The sequence below is a fragment of the Pseudoalteromonas sp. APC 3224 genome, assembly GCF_030407535.1.
In the GTDB taxonomy this organism is placed as follows: Bacteria; Pseudomonadota; Gammaproteobacteria; order Enterobacterales; family Alteromonadaceae; genus Pseudoalteromonas.
The window spans coordinates 1-18,560 of record NZ_JASDDF010000024.1 but is presented as its reverse complement, the minus strand read 5'-3'; the positions used below and the strand labels follow the sequence as shown (position 1 = coordinate 18,560).

Genomic DNA, 18,560 nt, shown 5'->3' with positions numbered 1-18,560 from the left:
TACCATAACGTAAAAGGCATAAAAAACGAGCAGTTTAATTTATAAATAAAAAGCTCGGCATAATTATGCCGAGCTTTTTTGGTTGGGATTTTACTTAATTAACTATTGGTCGTTGCTGGTTGGCCATCGACGATAGGGTCTTTGCCGCGCCACTTGCGGATCAGACGTTTTGTATCCTCAAGTGCAACGTACTGACACGGTATAAGAATAAGCGTTATTACTGTAGCAAACAGCACACCAAAGGCGAGTGATACGGCCATAGGTATTACAATTTTTGCTTGTAAACTGGTTTCCATAATAATGGGCATTACGCCAATAAAAGTAGTGACTGAGGTTAGTAATATGGCTCTAAAGCGACGCGCTCCGGCTTGCATTACCGCTTCTTTTATTGCCACACCTTCTGCACGGGCTTTGTTTACAAAATCCACCATAACAAGTGAATCATTAACCACTATACCGGCTACAGCGATAATGCCGAACATTGATAGCCCGCTCATGGTCATACCTAAAGCCATATGACCGAACATAGCACCCACAACACCAAATGGGATCACCGACATAATAATCAGTGGCTGAGAATATGAGCGAAGTGGAATGGCCAGTAGCGCAAAAATAATCATTAATGAGATTGCAAAGTCACGTAGTTGTTCATTAGCACTCTCCATCTCTTCTTGAATACGCCCTGCAACATTACTTTTTACTCCAGGGTAGTTTTTAAGCAGTGCTGGTAAGTAAACATCACGAATTTCTTGTGCAATGGCAAATGGCTCTACTTCGTCACTATTGACCGCAGCCCACACATTAACAGTACGATTTGAGTTTTCACGTCTGATACTGCTTACGCCGTCTACCAGCTTGACTATAGCTATTTCACTTAAAGAAACTTCAGCGCCCGCAGGGGTGATAATACGCGTATCTTGAATGTTGCTAATAGAGTTGCGCTCGCTTTGCGGGTAGCGAATCATTACTTTGATTTCTTCACCTTCACGCAGAATACGCTGTGCTTCAAGGCCGTAATAACTAAAGCTTACTTGAGAGGCCACATCAGCAAGGGTTAAGCCCATACTGTAAGCAAGTGGTTTTAAATCAAGTTGTACTTCGTCGGTGGCACTCTGTAGTGAGTCATTTACATCACCCACGCCTTCCATACTTTGTAACTTAGCTTTTAGTTTGCTAGATACTTCTTTTAACTCGTCGGCATTTTTTCCTTCGAGTCTAAAGCTAACGTCGCCATCATCACGACCACCACCAAAGATACTATCTTGAATAGTGAGTGTTTTAAGCCCCGGTAGCGGTGGCATTTTTTCACGCCACATAGTGCTTAGTTCAAACGTATCGATAGGGCGTAAGTGAGGCTCTACTAAAATGGCCATTATACTTGCATTAGTTCGACCACGCAGACTAACAGACAAATCACGGATCATAGATTGGCCATACTGCTGCTCTAGTTCTTTGTCGACGCTCAGTAATACATTTTCTATTTTACGCGCTGTTTCAAGCGTGGCTTGCTCAGAAGAGGCAAGGTTCATTTCTAGCGATATACGCGGAAAATCATGCGGAATTTTAGGGTTTGGTACAAATTTAACCATTCCACCGGCAAAGAGTCCTGCACTGACGATTAAAATACATAAAAAGCCAATAATCACGGTATAGCGATAATGGATACAACGACCGATAAATGGAGTGTAATAATGTTCAACAAAATGCTTTAAGCCACTATCAACTGCATTACGTAATTTATGTAATGGGTTTTTAGGATTAGGCTTACGCGGGTTCATTGCTGCGATGTGTGCAGGTAAAATTAGTTTTGATTCAATCAGTGAAAAAATTAAGCATAAAATAATCACTACACCAATTGCTTTCGAAAACGCAGCGCTCGGCCCTGAAGCCATTGCTTGAGGTAAAAATGCAGCAATAGTGGTTAGTACACCAAAGGTTGCTGGCATGGCTACACGTTTTACACCACGAATAACGTTGTTAAGTGAGTGCCCATGTTTTTCAATTTCAGCACTGGCCGACTCACCTACAACAATGGCATCATCAACCACAATCCCTAAAACAATAATAAAGGCAAACAAAGACACCATATTAATAGTAATGTCTAAAAAGCCGATAGGCATAAATAAGAATGCCCCTAAGAAAGACACTGGTAGGCCCATCATTACCCAAAACGCTAATCTAAGTGGTAAAAACAGCGCTAATACCAGCATAACTAAAATACCGCCCCACACCATATTATCGACCATCATGTCGAGGCGACCTTCAAGGTAGTATGTTAAATCAACGATGGGTGATAACTTAACGCCTGCAGGAAGTTGATTTGCTTTGTCAGCTAGATACTTTTTAAGGACTTTAGCAACAACGGTAATGTCTTGATCTTTTGAGGCATCAATTTCAAACGACAGTGAATTTTTGCCATTGTATTTAGAATATAGTAAGCCTTCTTCAAAGCCATCATTAATGGTGGCTACATCGCCTAATTTAATTTGAGCACCATCTTGTAATGTAATTAGCGGTAATTTTTCAAATTCACCGCCTCGGTAGGCTTGCTTTTCGACACGCATCGAAATGTAGCCAGTATCAGAGCGAATTTGCCCCGCCGACATATTAGTAGAAAAGCTTTGCACCGCATTAGATACATCTCTAAACGTGAGTCCGTATTCGCGAAGTTTATCAGGGCTAATTTCAATACCAATTTCGTAGTCTAAGCCACTGTAAAAATCAACTAGGTTTACATGAGGAAGGTTTTGCAATTCATCTTTAATATCATTGCCAAGTTCTTTTAACTGGTAATAACTCATATCACCATAAAGCGCGAGTATCATTACTTCTTGTTGAAATTTTTCACGCTGAACAACAGGGCGTTCCATACCCGCAGGAAACGTATTAATTGAATCTACTTGCGCTTTTATTTCATCAAGCGCTTCTTTGGCGTCATATTTTTCTTCAATCTCAACCCAGGCTTGTGCATAGCCTCGATTAGAATAAGTGATTAGACGCTTTATACCTTCAGTTCCTTCAAGGTTTTCTTCAATTTTTATAGTAATGCCTTCTTCCACTTCTTGTGGTGCGGCACCAGGGTAAACAGCTTGAATACTTACCCAGTTACTTTCAAATTGAGGGAATGCTTGCTTACGAATGGTTAGCGCGGTTAACAACCCACCAATCAAGATAAAAATCATGATTAGGTTAGCTGCAACGGGGTTACGCGCAAACCACGCAATTAACCCTTTTTCATCAGTTGTGGTCATCGTTTACTCTCCTTTTAATGCAAGTTGAGTAACGTCTGGTTTGGTCACAGTGTCTTCAATTTTTACTGCCATTCCTTCGCTAGGGTATTCAAGAGCAGAAGTTATCAGTTGTTCTCCCTCTGCTAAGCCTTGATTTGCGATGACCATGCCATCTTGTTCGCGAATAATATTGAGTGTTTTAAATGACAAAGTTAAATCATCGTTTAACACTGCAATTTTATTATTTTTAACCAGATGATGAGGAACAACAATAGCGCCATTAACGGCGCGACCTTCAATTGTAGCGTTTATATATGAGCCAAAACGAAGTGGCTGAACCCCTTCATATGGGGTTTGAAGTTGGGCAACCAAATAACTCATACGGCTTTTTTGATCAATTACACCTTCGCTACGTACCACTTTAGCCTGCCATGTAGTTTCTTTACCTGCGTATTGTGCATTAAATTCAACTGTTGCACCTATGCCACTATTATTAAGGTATTGCAGCTCTTTATCGGCAACAGGTAAACGCACCTCGGCGACCTCAGTTGAACTAAGAGAGCCAAAGCTATTACCAGGATTAACTACAGAGCCTAAACTAATGCTGCGCTCGTTTATAATCGCATCGTAGGGAGCTTTAATATATGTGCGTTCTAAATTACGTTTAGCACGTTTTACACTTGCTTGTGCCGAGCGATATCGCGCCATTTTTTCTGCTAATTGCGGTTTACGTAAATACAGTGCTGATGCAGTAACATCGCTTGAGTCTGCTTTAATGCGTTCCCATTCGGCTTTAGCAACATGCGCTTGTGCGCGTTCAATTTCGAGTGCTGAGCTTGCTTGGGCAAGGCCTGCCTCTGCTTCAATTAAATCAGCTTCATAATCATTTGGATCAATTCGTGCTAAAATGTCACCTTGCTTTACAAAGGCACCTTCAACAAATTGTTCTGCAACTGAAATAACTTGGCCACTCACCTGAGCAATCAGCTCAGTGCGGTCTTTTGGTTGCACAATACCGTACGATTTTACATCGAGGGTAATTGCATCAAGGTGAACTGGTTGTGCTGCAACCAAAGGGCGCATGTCTTGGGGGGGCTTTTCTTCTGGTGGCTTTTTCATTGCAGAAAAGCCTGCTGCGAGGCCAATGCCACCAACAAGGACCGCGATCGGAAGTATTATTTGTTTTTTAGTCGCCACAGGGCATTCCTTCATAAATTGTGCTGATGGGCTAATGATACGCAATAAAGTGTTTACAGTGTGTTTGAAGATGTAACAAGTCATTGCACAAAGCGGTTACAAATAGAACGAAACACGCTATTTATGTACAAAGCAGCAACAAAACAATTGAAATTTATTACTGAGGTTAGAATGAAAACACAATCAATGGCGTGCCGTTTAGGCTGTGGAGCATGTTGTATTGCGCCGAGTATTAGCTCGCCAATTCCAGGTATGCCAAACGGTAAAAAGGCCGGAGAACGTTGTATTCAGCTGGATGAACGAAATCTGTGCAAGTTATTTGGTGATGAGTCGCGCCCTAAAGTATGCAGTGACTTTAGTGCCACGTTAGATGTATGCGGGACGACTAATGAGCAAGCATTAACGTTAATTACCGAATTAGAGCAATTAACCTAATTTATTGTATTAAATACACATATATTTACAATTAATACGCTTGAAAAGTGTTGATAACCTGAACTCCGGGTAATAAATCCATCTCAAGCAGCTATTTGCAGCGCTAACTGCGTTGAATTTACTTGCAATAGGCTAGCTATTGACGCGTAATTTCGCCTTGTTTTCACTAAAAATATCTAGCTTGAGAAAATAAACATAAATATCATTTTGATTCGATATGTTAGTAAATCTCTTAACCAGAGTTCAGGTTAGACACTTACTTTGTGTTTCTAAAACCCATACTCAGAGAAGAAAATTACGTATCTACTTTACATTGTCGCTAGTGTTACCTCATTTATTTCTCATTTAATTCTCTCAGTTCATAATTTTTTAATTATAAATGCACAAAGAGGGCGAAGAGGCCTGCGCCTTTAGGGCACGTGTAAAGTAGGGCGAATTGCGGTATGAAATCTCTAACTCAGCTTTTTACTGGTCTGTTTCTTATTTTAATTAAAAAAACAAGCTCAGCGTGGAGTAAGCCCTCGCTGAGCGATAAAGTTACCAGCTATACGTGGCACTTAGTGTATATTGCTCGCCGCGCCCTGGCGTACCTGGAATTTCTTCAAACGACTCATCCCACAAGTTATCAGCCGCAAGACTAATAAAGAAGTTAGGCACAGCTGGCGGAGTTATTTTTACCGTCAGCTGAGTAAATAGCGCTTCGTCGCCTGAACGGCGCAGCGCATTGTTATGCTGTTTACGCCACTCATTATCTACACGAAACTCTAATATATCCATTGGGTTCCAAATCGCACCGAGTGTTACACGATGATCAGGAAAATTTAAGGCATAAAAGCTAGCGTCAATATTTTCAGCGCCGTAGGTTTCAGTTTTATGTAAGTACGCATAGCTGGCAATAATTTCTGTGTTATCAAATTGTTTAGTGGCTAAAAACTCAAGGCCTGTAGTATCAATATCAACAGGCTGTGCAAATCGTGCAGAGCTTGAATCAAAGTTAAATGTCCAATCGGTTAGGTTGTTATCTTTACGATAAAAAAGCGCTGAATTAAGCTGCCAGCTTTGTTGCTCAAGCAATAAGCCCAGCTCTAAGCTTTTGGTGGTTTCACGCTCAAGGTTAGCGTTACTTCTAAACAAACCACCTGATTCACTGCCACCAATGGCGGTGTAGCCTGCTACTTGGCTTGCCTCGGCATACGATAAATACAATGTTCGCTCAGTGCCATCGTTATTTTGGGTATTGAAACTAATATCACCAATTAGCGATAGCTCAGAGTCATCACGACTGGTGTTATCAAATGCAGCCCCTAAACGTACAGTTAGTTGCTGATCACTTGCAAGGGATGTTGTGTATTCTGGTAATAAACTAATCTTAAAGTAGTTACGTGAAGTAAAGTTATTTTCAAGGGTGGTGGAGTCAATACTATCTTCTATATATTGCGCCGAGTAATTAACCGCAACTGACTTTGTTTGCGCATGACGACCTGAAATAGCCAATGATTTTACTTGTGTTTCATGAAATGCTTGGAACGCGCTTGGGTTTTCTCTTGAATAAACATAATGATCGTTATGCTCGCGGTAATAAGCGGATACTTCAAATTCACTGTTGGTAGCATAGGCTTGTTTATGGTTGAGCATCCATAATTGAGTTTCTAAGTCTTCGGTTTCATTTACACCAAATGGGGTATAAAGGTTTGGCCAACCAAAAAACTTTTCTTGTAAGCCGTAAAATAAATCAGTTTGTGAATCGCTCCCAGTTAACTGCACTCTGCCAGAAGTACGGGTGAAGTCATGATCGCCAAAATCAATTGAACCATCACTTTGTGAGTGCGAATATTCACCTTCAAAACCAATACGCCAATTAGCGTTTGCTTCAAGTGGAGTACTCACACCTGCATAAATTGTTTGTAGGTTAAAGTCATTTGAGCCAGCGCCCAAAGAGACACTGCCACCGGTTGTTATTGGTTTCCAAGCAAACGACACAGTACCCACAGAGCTATTCATGCCATAAAGTGCGTTATCGGCTCCGGTTAATACACTAGCACCTGTTAGCATTTGTGGTGCAATAGGAATTTCTGCAAAATAGTGACCAGACTGCGGGTCGAGTAGAGTTGCACTGCCGACTCTAAAGCCGGTATTTTCAAAAATCCCCCCGCGTATCGTTACATCAGCTTGTGCTTCAGCCATATTGCGTGATTGCAAGTCAACACGCGGGTCGTACTCTAAATTTGAAATAGGTGAATCAAATGTACCAACGGGTAAGGTATTGGCAGTGGGTGACGCTTCAATTGTTATTTGTTCTATGGTTGCTGTTTCTTTACTCTGCTCTGCATAAGCAACAGTCGAAATACTGGCTAGTACAGCCGGTATAATAAGGTGCGGGGCACGATTCATATCATTATTCTCATTTTATGCAATGGCGCTAACAATTAAATACCTATCACTTTTTATCACATGATAAGGTAAGCTCACTAAGCTAAGGTGATTTTGGGCGCTATTGTACATTAATGATAAAAAACTGCATTTGATAATCAAACCTAGCGTTACAAAATAGTAACTCTGCATCCTATAAATTATTTACATTGGTCACTTTATTATGCAAACACAACAATCGAGTCATTCATTAAATCAGCACACACTTTATTTTGCTGGTGGTTGCTTATGGGGCGTGCAAGAATTTATGAAGTATTTACCTGGAGTAGTGACTACTGAGGCGGGGCGTGCCAATGGCACTAGTAACACAACACAAGATGAATACGATGGCTATGCCGAATGCGTGAAAGTAACCTTTGATGCCCAAGAAGTAACCCTAAATGAATTAATCGGCTATTTTTTTGAGATTATTGACCCATACAGTATCAATAAACAAGGTGACGATGTAGGCGAAAAATACCGCACCGCCATTTTTAGCCAAGACAGCAATCATTTAAACATCGCCAGAGAGTATATTAGCCAGCGGGACGATACCAAAAAAATAGCGGTACAAGTAGCGCCACTGACTAATTATGTCCCTAGCGATCCCGAGCATCAAGACCGTTTAACCAATCACCCTGATGATTATTGCCATATCCCACTTGATTTATTGCACAAGTATAAATAACAACTTCATTGGGGCGTATTTAAATAAAAAGTGCTTGTAACTAATGAAACTAATTTTTGCCTCGTTTGTACTTTTTTTTATTTTTATCAGGCTTTTTCTTTTTTCGCGGGAACATATCTCTAAAAAGATAGGGCACAGCTAAAAAGTAGATCCCAGTTCCTAAATAAAGAAAAAGGTAAAAAAGATACGTAAACGGCGTCGCTGAAAAGAAATAAACGTCAGATTCGACCCGGTAATCTGTTGGAGTCAGAATATAGCCATCATTTATAAATTTTATCGCAAATATAATAGATAAAAGGCCTAAAGCCCAAGATACTAAAGAGAATGCGATTTGATTCAATAGCATTCTTGTATTACTGATATCTACATATTTTACTTTTGGTTTCTTTTTATTTTTTGATTGCTTCATTTTGGCCAAAAAAAGTAATAATGATTGCTACCAGTATTCCTACCAAGCCAATGCTTGAAAACATTAGATTGTATTGGCTTTTAATATTGAAGATATTTAATAGGCTGGTTATTAACAATAAAAAAATACCAATAATTTTTATAATCGTGAGTGTTTTATTCGAACAAAACCATGTTTGACAAGAAGGGCATTGTTTTTCAATAAAAATACTATTTTTGTTAATATTTTTTATATCTTTAGCTGCAAAATTACTTTTACAATTTGGGCACGTTTCTTTCATTTTAATCCTTTAATTTATCTCACAACTTTAAACACAACGTTTACTAAACGTCTTATTGATTAAGCTTTATCCTTGTTACATGATTACTATAGCATTGAGCTATCACCTTGTTAATGTGTAACTTATTACTTTATAAGTAAACAGTCTTTAAGCCATAAAAAAGCCCGCAAACATGCGGGCTTTTAAATATCAATTAAAGTTTATTGCTGCGCTTTAGGCGGAAAGTTACTTAAAATATTGGCAACCGTTTCCTTAATAGCGGCTTCACGTTGTGATGGGGTTTGTTTTTTCTTTAAACGACCATCTTTAGCACCACGCCAAATTAATTGGTTTGACTCACGATCAATAATATCGATAACTAATGTGCCTACTTCATATTCGCGTGCGCTTACATCGTGGTTAAAGCCTGTGCCCCAGTAACCCCAACGCGCACCGTAGCCTACGTTAAAGCTGTCAACTTCAAGCTCTTTATCTACACTTGCATGGTAATTAACAAGTACATCAGCTTGCGCTACATCAACCAATTGCATACCTAATTGTTTGCTTAGTTGGTTGTTTACCGCATTGCGAACGCGTTTTTCCATAAGCCCACTGATTTGGTAGTTATTCGTGTCTTTGGTTAGACTCGCGTTTTCTACCCAAGCAAACGTTTTGTAGTTACTAAAGTTTGCTGATTTATCGTAATCCCAGTCGGGCGTTTGTGTACAGGCGGTTAGTAATGCCAGTGCTGCGACAATAAATATGTGTTTCATTCCGTTTGCTCCAATAAAGTGCGTTTGTTTAAACTACCATGGGCGAGGTTAATTTAAAATCTTTAAAATAAGTGTAACTGGCTAAGATGAATAGCCAATTAATTCTTAGTCTAGCTGAGGAGCTTTATGTTCAACCTCAATCCAATCTTTTTCATCTACCCAGTTTTGTGCGCCGTCTTTTACTGAACGAATTGGCACAATATAATCACAACTTATTTGTGGTTTAACCGAGGCAAATATTGGCACAAAGCCAAAGCTCAGGGCAGTTTCTATAATTGCCTTTTGGTTTTGCGGGTCGATATCAGCCGCTTCATCTATATAAATAGGTATACGGTATAAGTTTTGTTCCTGATCGCTTAATAAATAACGAATAAACAACATGCCACATAATAGCTTAATGGTGATACGTGTACCATTTGAGCCAGCCGAGTCTATCTTTTCAAAGTGCTCGGTTTCACCTGCACGGTTAACCACTTCAAAACGAATATCAAATAAATCAGTTAATGTAAGGCCTGCTTTGTCTGAGGCGAGTTTAATTAAATGATCTTTTGCCTCGTTTACCGCGCTCTCGCTATAAGGTTCTTGGCTGAGTAAATCGAGCGTATCGCCTTGTTCAAATTGGTTAGAGGTACTGATAATGGTATCAATACTATCTACCAACATTTTGCGCGGGATAATATTAATTTTAAACGCTTGCAGGTTTGAGATGCGGTGCTGGCTAATGCCTTTATTAAAGCTATTCATTTCACGGCGTAAGCGGTCTAAATCTTCGCGCAGTCCCTTAATAGTAGCGGCTACTTCGGTGAGGGCAACGCGACCTTGGCGCTCAACTGCATCGCGCTCGTTATCAATGTTATGAAACGCGCTAATAAGCTTTTGATATTTACTAAACTCATCGTTTTCGTTATCAAACTTAGTGATACCGGCATTATAAATATGCATATAGGTATTACGTACATTTATATCGAAATTACGTAGCTCTTGGCAGTCCTTATTAAAGTGATGAATTAAATCGCTTAAATTATCAAAATCGATTTTTATATCAATCATGTAAGGCGTTACTTTACCACTGTATAAATCTAAAGTGTGGTCAATACGCTCAGTTTTAACTTGGCGTAAGCGCTCTGTTTGACGATTAATTTGCGCTTGTTTTGATTTGATTAACGAGCGTCTATCAGCAATTGAGCCACTGTTTTTTTGAATATCTTGTAGGTAATCGTCAACTTGTTCGCGCTCGGCTAAAAGCTGTTCTTTTAGCATTGCTTGGGCGTCAACTGACTGTTGCATCACTTCAAATTGCTCTAAGCGTTTAAGTGCACTTTCTGCACTCATAAGCTCCTCGTATAGCGCGTCTTTTTCTTTTTGTTTATCAGCAACATTGGCGGCCACTTCGCGCTGTTGTTTAAACTCTTTTAATGATTGCTCAAGCGCGGTTAACTGAGCGCTCAGTTGCTCTTTATTTTCGCCGCTTTGCATTTGTACTGGTGAGAGCTTTTTAAGTTTAATACTGGCACCGGGTAGGGTGAGTACACCGCCTTTAACATTCTCGCTCAGCTGTGCTAAAAATTCACCAAAGGCGTCTTCGTCATCAATGGTTATATCGCCATTACTGGTGGTGGCAAAGGAGAGAAGATCGGGGTTCAATAGCCGCGATATTTCTTCTACTTCTTTCAGTGATAAGTCTTCACGCATACGGGTGAATAAATTAAATTCTAAGTTTTTAAGTTGTAACTTTAAGCTCTTAATTTGTTTTTGTGTTTCACCAATACGGTAATCAAGGGTGTGCAGACTTTGCCCTTGAGCACTCGTAATAGAGTGTGACAACGACTCGTAGTCATTTTTTAACTGCGTTAGGTTGCTTTTGATAGTGGCTTTATTAACCAGCTCAAATTCACTTTTAAGGGCGTTGAAATCTAAAAACCATTGTTCAATTTGAGTTTGCTTGCGCTCTATATCGCGCGATTGTTGCACGTATAGCCCTTGCTTTTGTTCAAACTCGTGTTTTTCGTGCTCAATATCTTCAAGAGCGATGTTGAGCTCGCTTAGTTGATCTTCTTGGTAAGCATCAAAATCAATCAGTGCTTGGTCAATTTTTGGTGCATAAGCGGCCAGTTTACCTTTAAGAACGGTTTGGTTTTCAAGCATAGATTCAAGGGCGGCTATGGGCTCTTGCATTGACTCAAGGGCTTTTAATTCACGTTTTGCGCGGTTTACTTTATCAAACGAACGGCGCCAAACCTCGTAAAAGTCGACCTTAGAATTTGACATATGTCGTTCAAACACACGCAACATAAAACGCTTAACGTCGTTTGCGCCTAATTTATGTAAATTAAGAATACGACGAAATATTTCTTTGTATATTGCAGAGTCTTGAACGTTGTTGAGGGGGATCATTTTTAAATTGATCTCACCGTCAAATTGCGTCGCTCCGCCTGTCAGTAGGGCGTTTAACTCTTGTGCTTTAAGCTCTATTGGGTTGTAACCTTGCTGCTTTAAGTGATTAAACAGCTTGGTAAACTTAATAATGGTATTGCCTTGGGTGTACTGGGCTAAATCAAGCTTACCTTGATAGCAAAAGTATTGGTGTGCATAACCGGCAATTTTACCTAAGCCGGCTACGCCAATGACGACTGAGCCATGGGGCAAATCGGCTTGCAATAAAATGTACGATTGATCTGATGAAAAATAAAACTTACGGGTTTCATCTAAATCGTGGCCATCCCACTCGGTTAGGCGTAAATCGTTAATTAGCGGAAATTGCAGTGCATTAATTACTGAGCTTTTACCTGTGTTGTTAGGGGCACAAATCGAGCTACTTTTATCCAGTGGGATCACACATTTTGCATAGCCTGCGGTATTTAGTAGGGCGAGTTTACTCAGTCCGTATAAATTTTTCATTGCTCGTCCTCACTAATAAAGGTCTCTTCGTTTACTTCCATTAAGGCATCAATATAGCGGTGAATAGGGGCTTGCAACATAAAGCCACCTTCTACTTCGCGGGCAAGGCCTAAACGTACCATGCGTAAATACACATCTTTTCGTAAGTCAGAACCCGAAAATATCTCAAGCTGATCGAACAAATGTTTATTAAGCTGTACCAAGGTTTGCATTAGCTCTAAATCGTTTGGCTCGTCAAATAATGCACGCATTGGGTCTTTACCTGTATTGGCAAAATGCTCTATTAAAATGTAAATAGTGAGCGCTACAGCGCGTGAAATCTTACCCATGTTTGGGGTGCTTTCATCGCTGGCAAAATAATAAAAACCACGGCTATCGTGTTTTAACTCGTGGCCTAGTGCTGTAAATAAGGCAGTATAAGCGTCTATTTGTTGGTCAAGCTCTTGCCACATTACGGTGTCTTGTTCACAAATGTGGTAACCGGCGACTAATTTTTTATTAATGGCTTGTAAGTGAGAAAGCTCATCTAAGTTTATATGGGTCATGGTGATTACTCGTGCTCGGCTTTATCAGCCTGAGGCTCTGAATTAAAGGGATATAAATTAAAGTGCTGGCCTGCAATGTTAACGCGGGCTTTTTTATCGCTTTGGCTAATTTCTAGGGTGTTATCGCTTACCAACTTTTGATACAAAAACAACATTTCATCGGCTTCAAGTTCAGGGTAGCTTTCGTCTAAAAATTGCAGCAAAGGCTGTGGTTTTTTACGCTGCTTTTTAAAGCGTTTGGTAAATTGCGCTTTTACATCGTGGTAGTCAGGAATGTTTGGCGTGACAAACGCGGGCACATCATTTTGTTCTGGTAGCTGATATTCGTGGTGTTCAAACTCAGCTAGGCTTGCCATATAGGCAACAATATGACGCTGTTGACCCAGTGAATACTTTTGCGCATCGCTTACAAAATGGGGTTGCACGGCGCTGAGCATATTATCCACCCCGTTTTTACGAATTAGCCCTAAAACTTTTGCCGCTTGGCGGGTAATAAGGTTATTACGGCGCAGTTCTTCACGCAGTGGCATTAGCATATCGGCACTTTTACGTAAGCTTGTCCGACCAACTAGATGCATTTCGAGAATACGGGTACGTAATTGCTCAAGCATACGTTTATCACTGTACGCTTTACCTGAGCGTTCAATATGTTCTATTTGGGTGCTAATTTGTTGCTCAATTAGAGTAAAACAGGCATGAAAGTCGCCTCTAATATCGACCATTTCCAGCATGGGTTCTATATATTCATCAAACGCTTCTATGACGGCTTTGTAGCGCTTTTGCAGCGATTGCACCGCGTTATTTGATTTGGCTTGCTCAACAATATTTAAAATGGCGTTTTCGTTGTGTAAAAACAGCTTAATTATTTTACGAACCCGATCATCCATAATGCGGCTAAAGCGGCGTAAATCATCAAAATCTTCCATTTCACCGGCATTAGACAGCCGATTACCTAAGCGAGCTAAATCATCAACCAATACGCTTATTTCTTGTGCTAAGCCTAAATGTTCTTCTTGAAGTAAAAAGGTAGCAAAGTCCGCAATGGCACGGTTAATTTCTAGTTGTGACGATTTAGCCAAGGGAATAATGATTTCTTGATTTAATAACCGATTGGTTTCTTTATAAATACGCTCATTATTCCATGTCGGTTGCTTTTGTTTTATGGCATTTTGTAAATCTTTAATACTAAAGTCGGCCATTTTAAAGCGTTTAAATAATAGCTCTAATACACCCCAATGCTCAGTGAGGGTATTAAGTAGCTTTTTAGCTGGGATCATAAGGCGTTACAACATCCTAGTATTCGTTATTTTATATTTCTTGAACTTATATGGTATTCGTTTTTGCGACGATTTAATAATAGTTTTTACACTCGCTTAGTGATAGTATCCGCGCCGAATATAGGCACATAGAGTGTGTACCTCTATTTTTTACATGGTTTCAATTTTTACTTAAACCCGAAGGTTGTTTAATATCATGGTTTCCTCGATTATCCTGACGCTGATAGCGATTGCATTCTTGCTTATCGTTATTGAGGATGTGATTCACGTAAACAAAGCCAAAACGACATTATTTTTTGGTACACTTTGTTGGATTATCTCCTTTATTTTTCCTCTTAATGGGCAAAGCCCTGAAACGATTCAAACCCTCCTTGACCACAATATTTTAGAAATTGCTTCCTTATGGCTGTTTTTAATGGCCGCAATGACCTTTGTTGCCTATTTAAACTCCAAAGGACTTATCGAAAATGTTGTGAACCGGATAATGCCATCCAGCATTAGTGAACGAAAGCTAATGTTTTTGGTAGGGTGTTTTGCATTTGTATTTTCATCTATTTCCGACAACGTAACAGCTACACTGATCTCCTTGGCTGTTATAATGTCATTAAAGCTTGAAGCCAAAAAGTTAGTTAAGTACGCCACACTTATTGTATTTGCTGTAAACTCAGGGGGTGTATCACTTATCACAGGTGATGTAACCACACTTATGATTTTCCTTGATGATAAAGTGACTATTAGTCACTTATTATTGTTAATTGTGCCTGCATTATTAAGCGTATTATTACTGGCTACTCTATTATCAATTGGTATGAACAAGCAGTTAGAGTTTAAAAAGACTAAATTTAAACGAATTGAAAAAACTGACATTACTATCGCTGTTATTTTCTTCACTACCGTTATTTCTACCCTTACTTTAAGTGTTTTATATAGTGTGCCGCCGTTACTTACCTTTTTACTCGGTCTGTCTATTATGTTTTTAGTCGCGCAATTTTTAATGCGCAAAAAAGACATCAATAAAGATATGATCGACTTTATACGTGACATAGAGTACGACACCTTACTGTTTTTCGTAGGTGTGTTATTACTTGTTGGCGCATTAAAAGAAGTCGGCGTGCTAAGCCAATTTACAAACCTGTATACAGTGATGGCGCCAGAGTACGCAAACTACTTAATGGGTATTTTATCGGCCGGTGTTGATAACGTGCCACTAACGGCTGCGTTACTAAAAGCCGACATTGTAATGAGTCAACAACATTGGTTGTCGTTTACGTATGCAACCGGTGTGGGTGGTTCAATGCTGATCATTGGTTCGGCGGCTGGTATTATTGCTATGAGTAAGGTTAAAGAACTTACTTTTGCAAGTTACCTTCGTTTGTCGTTGTATTTGTTAGTGTGTTACACCTTTGGTTATGCTGGCTCTTACTTTATGGGTAGTTTTATTTGATTTTATGTGATTACCAAGGGATTATGTCGGTTTAATTACCGAACGACTTTGTCGTAAATATCATATCAGCCAGTGATAAAACTGGCTATAGTTTATGTCTATGCGGTTTCTTGTAGCGCTTGTGATCTTTCAACTCTCAGTGCGGTGGTGTTCAAGTTATTTCTGAGCCATATGCTGCGCACACCGCCCGCACTAATATCAACACCAAGTGCCTCTGTTAGCTTCATTGCGACTTTCTGTTGGCCAAGGTGAGGGTACTCAATTGAGAATTGTACAACGGCATCTTCTATCGCCTGATCTACACAGTTTTTATGTCGCAGGTTAGGAGTCTCTTGCCGTTTTAATGTATCAGGCCCACCTTGCTTAACCAATCTTAGGTGACGGTGAATAGTATCTCGCGATACGCCACTTTGGCGTGAGGCTGCACTGACGCTCCCCAGCTTTTCAATTAGCGCTAATACTTCAAGTTTTTTCTGTACAGCCAAGTCTTCTGATGCAAGTTTACTTGGTTCGTTTACCTCTGATATTTTAAGCTGCCGTCCAGCGAATTGAGCAGTAAACTCTTTCTTGTTCGTTTATCTAATTTCTATTTTTTGATTAGCAATCGAGTGCTTGAGCGGTGAATCAATCAAGTAAAACTTGTTGCCATAGCTGAAGGTATGGTCATTACGTATTTTACGCTGATCTTTGATGACGCAGATATCGTCTAGGTTGGTGTGCTTGGACAATGGAGTGAACTCAGATTATTGTTTCGATTTCACTTGGATTGTAGGTTGCCAATACTGAGGAATAAAGACGTATTTAAGGTATGCACTGGCCCCAGCAATATTATTGATATTATTTAACCTTAACTCCGGCACAAGGCGGTCTTGAAACGTATCAAACGCTAGTTCTACACGCCCCTTACCTTGTTAGTGAATTAGCAAAGATAATTTCAATATCTAACTCTTCACAGGCGCGTTGCATTTGAGAGAAGTTACAACGCTTTGGGCCGCCGAATATATCCGCCCTGTCAACATAAAGGATTTTAAATACGCCCTTCATTTCAATGCATTCTCGCATTTCCTTCAAGCAAGCATCGGTAGTTTCAGATGGAAAAACTCGCCGTGCACTTCACTGGTGGCATCGTCAATCATGATAATTAAACAGTGCTTGTTATCACCGAACCAACGATGAGGGCTGCCATCCATTTGCATCATTAATACCGGTGTTTCCATCAGCTCCCTGCGTTTTCGAACATTGCTGCGTCTGCGTTTAGCCCGTTTAACATGATGGATATCATGCGCTCAACCGCGTAAGGTTTCGCGCTTAACAACGATGTTCTCATTGATTGCTAACTGTTCAGCTAAATGAAACAAGTTCCAATCGAAATAATTTTCTTTTATCAAAGCCTGTACGGTTGTTAAAAAGTGACCGATAAAGTTGCTTGGTGTTAACATAATAAGGTGTACTAGTGTGATTACCAAGGGATTATGTCGGTTTAATTACCGAACGACTTTGTCGTAAATATCATATCAGCCAGTGATAAAACTGGCTATAGTTTATGTCTATGCGGTTTCTTGTAGCGCTTGTGATCTTTCAACTCTCAGTGCGGTGGTGTTCAAGTTATTTCTGAGCCATATGCTGCGCACACCGCCCGCACTAATATCAACACCAAGTGCCTCTGTTAGCTTCATTGCGACTTTCTGTTGGCCAAGGTGAGGGTACTCAATTGAGAATTGTACAACGGCATCTTCTATCGCCTGATCTACACAGTTTTTATGTCGCAGGTTAGGAGTCTCTTGCCGTTTTAATGTATCAGGCCCACCTTGCTTAACCAATCTTAGGTGACGGTGAATAGTATCTCGCGATACGCCACTTTGGCGTGAGGCTGCACTGACGCTCCCCAGCTTTTCAATTAGCGCTAATACTTCAAGTTTTTTCTGTACAGCCAAGTCTTCTGATGCAAGTTTACTTGGTTCGTTTACCTCTGATATTTTAAGCTGCCGTCCAGCGAATTGAGCAGTAAACTCTTTCTTGTTCGTTTATCTAATTTCTATTTTTTGATTAGCAATCGAGTGCTTGAGCGGTGAATCAATCAAGTAAAACTTGTTGCCATAGCTGAAGGTATGGTCATTACGTATTTTACGCTGATCTTTGATGACGCAGATATCGTCTAGGTTGGTGTGCTTGGACAATGGAGTGAACTCAGATTATTGTTTCGATTTCACTTGGATTGTAGGTTGCCAATACTGAGGAATAAAGACGTATTTAAGGTATGCACTGGCCCCAGCAATATTATTGATATTATTTAACCTTAACTCCGGCACAAGGCGGTCTTGAAACGTATCAAACGCTAGTTCTACACGCCCCTTACCTTGTTAGTGAATTAGCAAAGATAATTTCAATATCTAACTCTTCACAGGCGCGTTGCATTTGAGAGAAGTTACAACGCTTTGGGCCGCCGAATATATCCGCCCTGTCAACATAAAGGATTTTAAATACGCCCTTCATTTCAATGCATTCTCGCATTTCCTTCAAGCAAGCATCGGTAGTTTCAGATGGAAAAACTCGCCGTGCACTTCACTGGTGGCATCGTCAATCATGATAATTAAACAGTGCTTGTTATCACCGAACCAACGATGAGGGCTGCCATCCATTTGCATCATTAATACCGGTGTTTCCATCAGCTCCCTGCGTTTTCGAACATTGCTGCGTCTGCGTTTAGCCCGTTTAACATGATGGATATCATGCGCTCAACCGCGTAAGGTTTCGCGCTTAACAACGATGTTCTCATTGATTGCTAACTGTTCAGCTAAATGAAACAAGTTCCAATCGAAATAATTTTCTTTTATCAAAGCCTGTACGGTTGTTAAAAAGTGACCGATAAAGTTGCTTGGTGTTAACATAATAAGGTGTACTAGTGTGATTACCAAGGGGTTATGTCGGTCTAATTACCGAGCGACTTTGTCGTAAATAGCATATCAGCCAGTTGCTAAACTGGCTACCTTTTATGC

General features: G+C 40.1%; 12 protein-coding genes and 2 pseudogenes. 3 read left to right on the top strand and 11 right to left on the bottom strand.

Translation table 11 applies throughout. The features are described 5' to 3' along the window. Positions 1-98 precede the first annotated feature (98 nt). Both QL989_RS12135 and QL989_RS12130 read right to left on the bottom strand, forming a co-directional pair. A complete protein-coding gene (locus QL989_RS12135; protein WP_290170645.1) occupies positions 99-3,251 on the bottom strand; it encodes an efflux RND transporter permease subunit in 3,153 nt (1,050 codons plus the stop codon). Positions 3,252-3,254: 3 nt separating this feature from the next. Then, positions 3,255-4,427: an efflux RND transporter periplasmic adaptor subunit gene (locus QL989_RS12130; RefSeq protein WP_138607540.1), complete on the bottom strand. Its 1,173-nt coding sequence runs from the start codon at positions 4,425-4,427 to the stop codon at positions 3,255-3,257. Between the two features lie 171 nt (positions 4,428-4,598). On the opposite strand from QL989_RS12130, the gene QL989_RS12125 reads away from it, so the two are divergent. Further along, positions 4,599-4,862 (top strand): YkgJ family cysteine cluster protein, encoded by a 264-nt coding sequence (locus QL989_RS12125; protein WP_041708812.1) that lies wholly within the window; start codon positions 4,599-4,601, stop codon positions 4,860-4,862. Between the two features lie 537 nt (positions 4,863-5,399). Here QL989_RS12125 and QL989_RS12120 read toward each other — a convergent pair. Next, positions 5,400-7,253 carry a TonB-dependent receptor gene (locus QL989_RS12120; protein WP_290170644.1) on the bottom strand — a complete coding sequence of 618 codons (1,854 nt, stop codon included), beginning with the start codon at positions 7,251-7,253 and terminating at the stop codon, positions 5,400-5,402. Between the two features lie 202 nt (positions 7,254-7,455). Here QL989_RS12120 and QL989_RS12115 point away from each other — a divergent pair, with 202 nt between their 5' ends. Beyond that, the gene (locus QL989_RS12115) at positions 7,456-7,959 is read left to right on the top strand and encodes a peptide-methionine (S)-S-oxide reductase (RefSeq protein ID WP_290170643.1); all 504 of its coding nucleotides are present in this window, start codon (positions 7,456-7,458) and stop codon (positions 7,957-7,959) included. Positions 7,960-8,008: 49 nt separating this feature from the next. Here the strand turns inward: QL989_RS12115 and QL989_RS12110 are convergent, their stop codons facing one another. From QL989_RS12110 to QL989_RS12085, 6 genes are all read right to left on the bottom strand, one after another. Continuing rightward, positions 8,009-8,368 (bottom strand): hypothetical protein, encoded by a 360-nt coding sequence (locus tag QL989_RS12110; protein WP_290170642.1) that lies wholly within the window; start codon positions 8,366-8,368, stop codon positions 8,009-8,011. Next, positions 8,349-8,648, bottom strand: coding sequence for a hypothetical protein (locus QL989_RS12105; protein ID WP_290170641.1), 300 nt, complete (start codon positions 8,646-8,648; stop codon positions 8,349-8,351). The genes QL989_RS12110 and QL989_RS12105 overlap by 20 nt, the downstream gene beginning before the upstream one ends. A gap of 200 nt (positions 8,649-8,848) precedes the next feature. Further along, positions 8,849-9,400: a DUF4136 domain-containing protein gene (locus QL989_RS12100; protein WP_290170640.1), complete on the bottom strand. Its 552-nt coding sequence runs from the start codon at positions 9,398-9,400 to the stop codon at positions 8,849-8,851. Between the two features lie 105 nt (positions 9,401-9,505). Continuing rightward, positions 9,506-12,298, bottom strand: a complete 2,793-nt coding sequence (locus QL989_RS12095) for an ATPase (RefSeq protein WP_290170639.1) — start codon at positions 12,296-12,298, stop codon at positions 9,506-9,508. Next, positions 12,295-12,843, bottom strand: coding sequence for a hypothetical protein (locus QL989_RS12090; RefSeq protein WP_010388659.1), 549 nt, complete (start codon positions 12,841-12,843; stop codon positions 12,295-12,297). Before QL989_RS12090 ends, QL989_RS12095 begins: the two co-directional genes overlap by 4 nt. Before the next feature lie 5 nt (positions 12,844-12,848). Then, positions 12,849-14,120, bottom strand: coding sequence for a hypothetical protein (locus QL989_RS12085; protein WP_131691174.1), 1,272 nt, complete (start codon positions 14,118-14,120; stop codon positions 12,849-12,851). 196 nt (positions 14,121-14,316) lie between these two features. Between QL989_RS12085 and nhaD the strand changes: the two genes are divergently transcribed. Continuing rightward, positions 14,317-15,564: a sodium:proton antiporter NhaD gene (nhaD, locus tag QL989_RS12080; protein ID WP_290170638.1), complete on the top strand. Its 1,248-nt coding sequence runs from the start codon at positions 14,317-14,319 to the stop codon at positions 15,562-15,564. Positions 15,565-15,662: 98 nt separating this feature from the next. Here nhaD and QL989_RS12075 read toward each other — a convergent pair. Then, positions 15,663-16,961, bottom strand: a pseudogene (locus QL989_RS12075) (ISNCY family transposase); the annotation flags it as partial. Positions 16,962-17,111: 150 nt separating this feature from the next. Continuing rightward, positions 17,112-18,410, bottom strand: a pseudogene (locus QL989_RS12070) (ISNCY family transposase); the annotation flags it as partial. Positions 18,411-18,560: the final 150 nt, after the last annotated feature.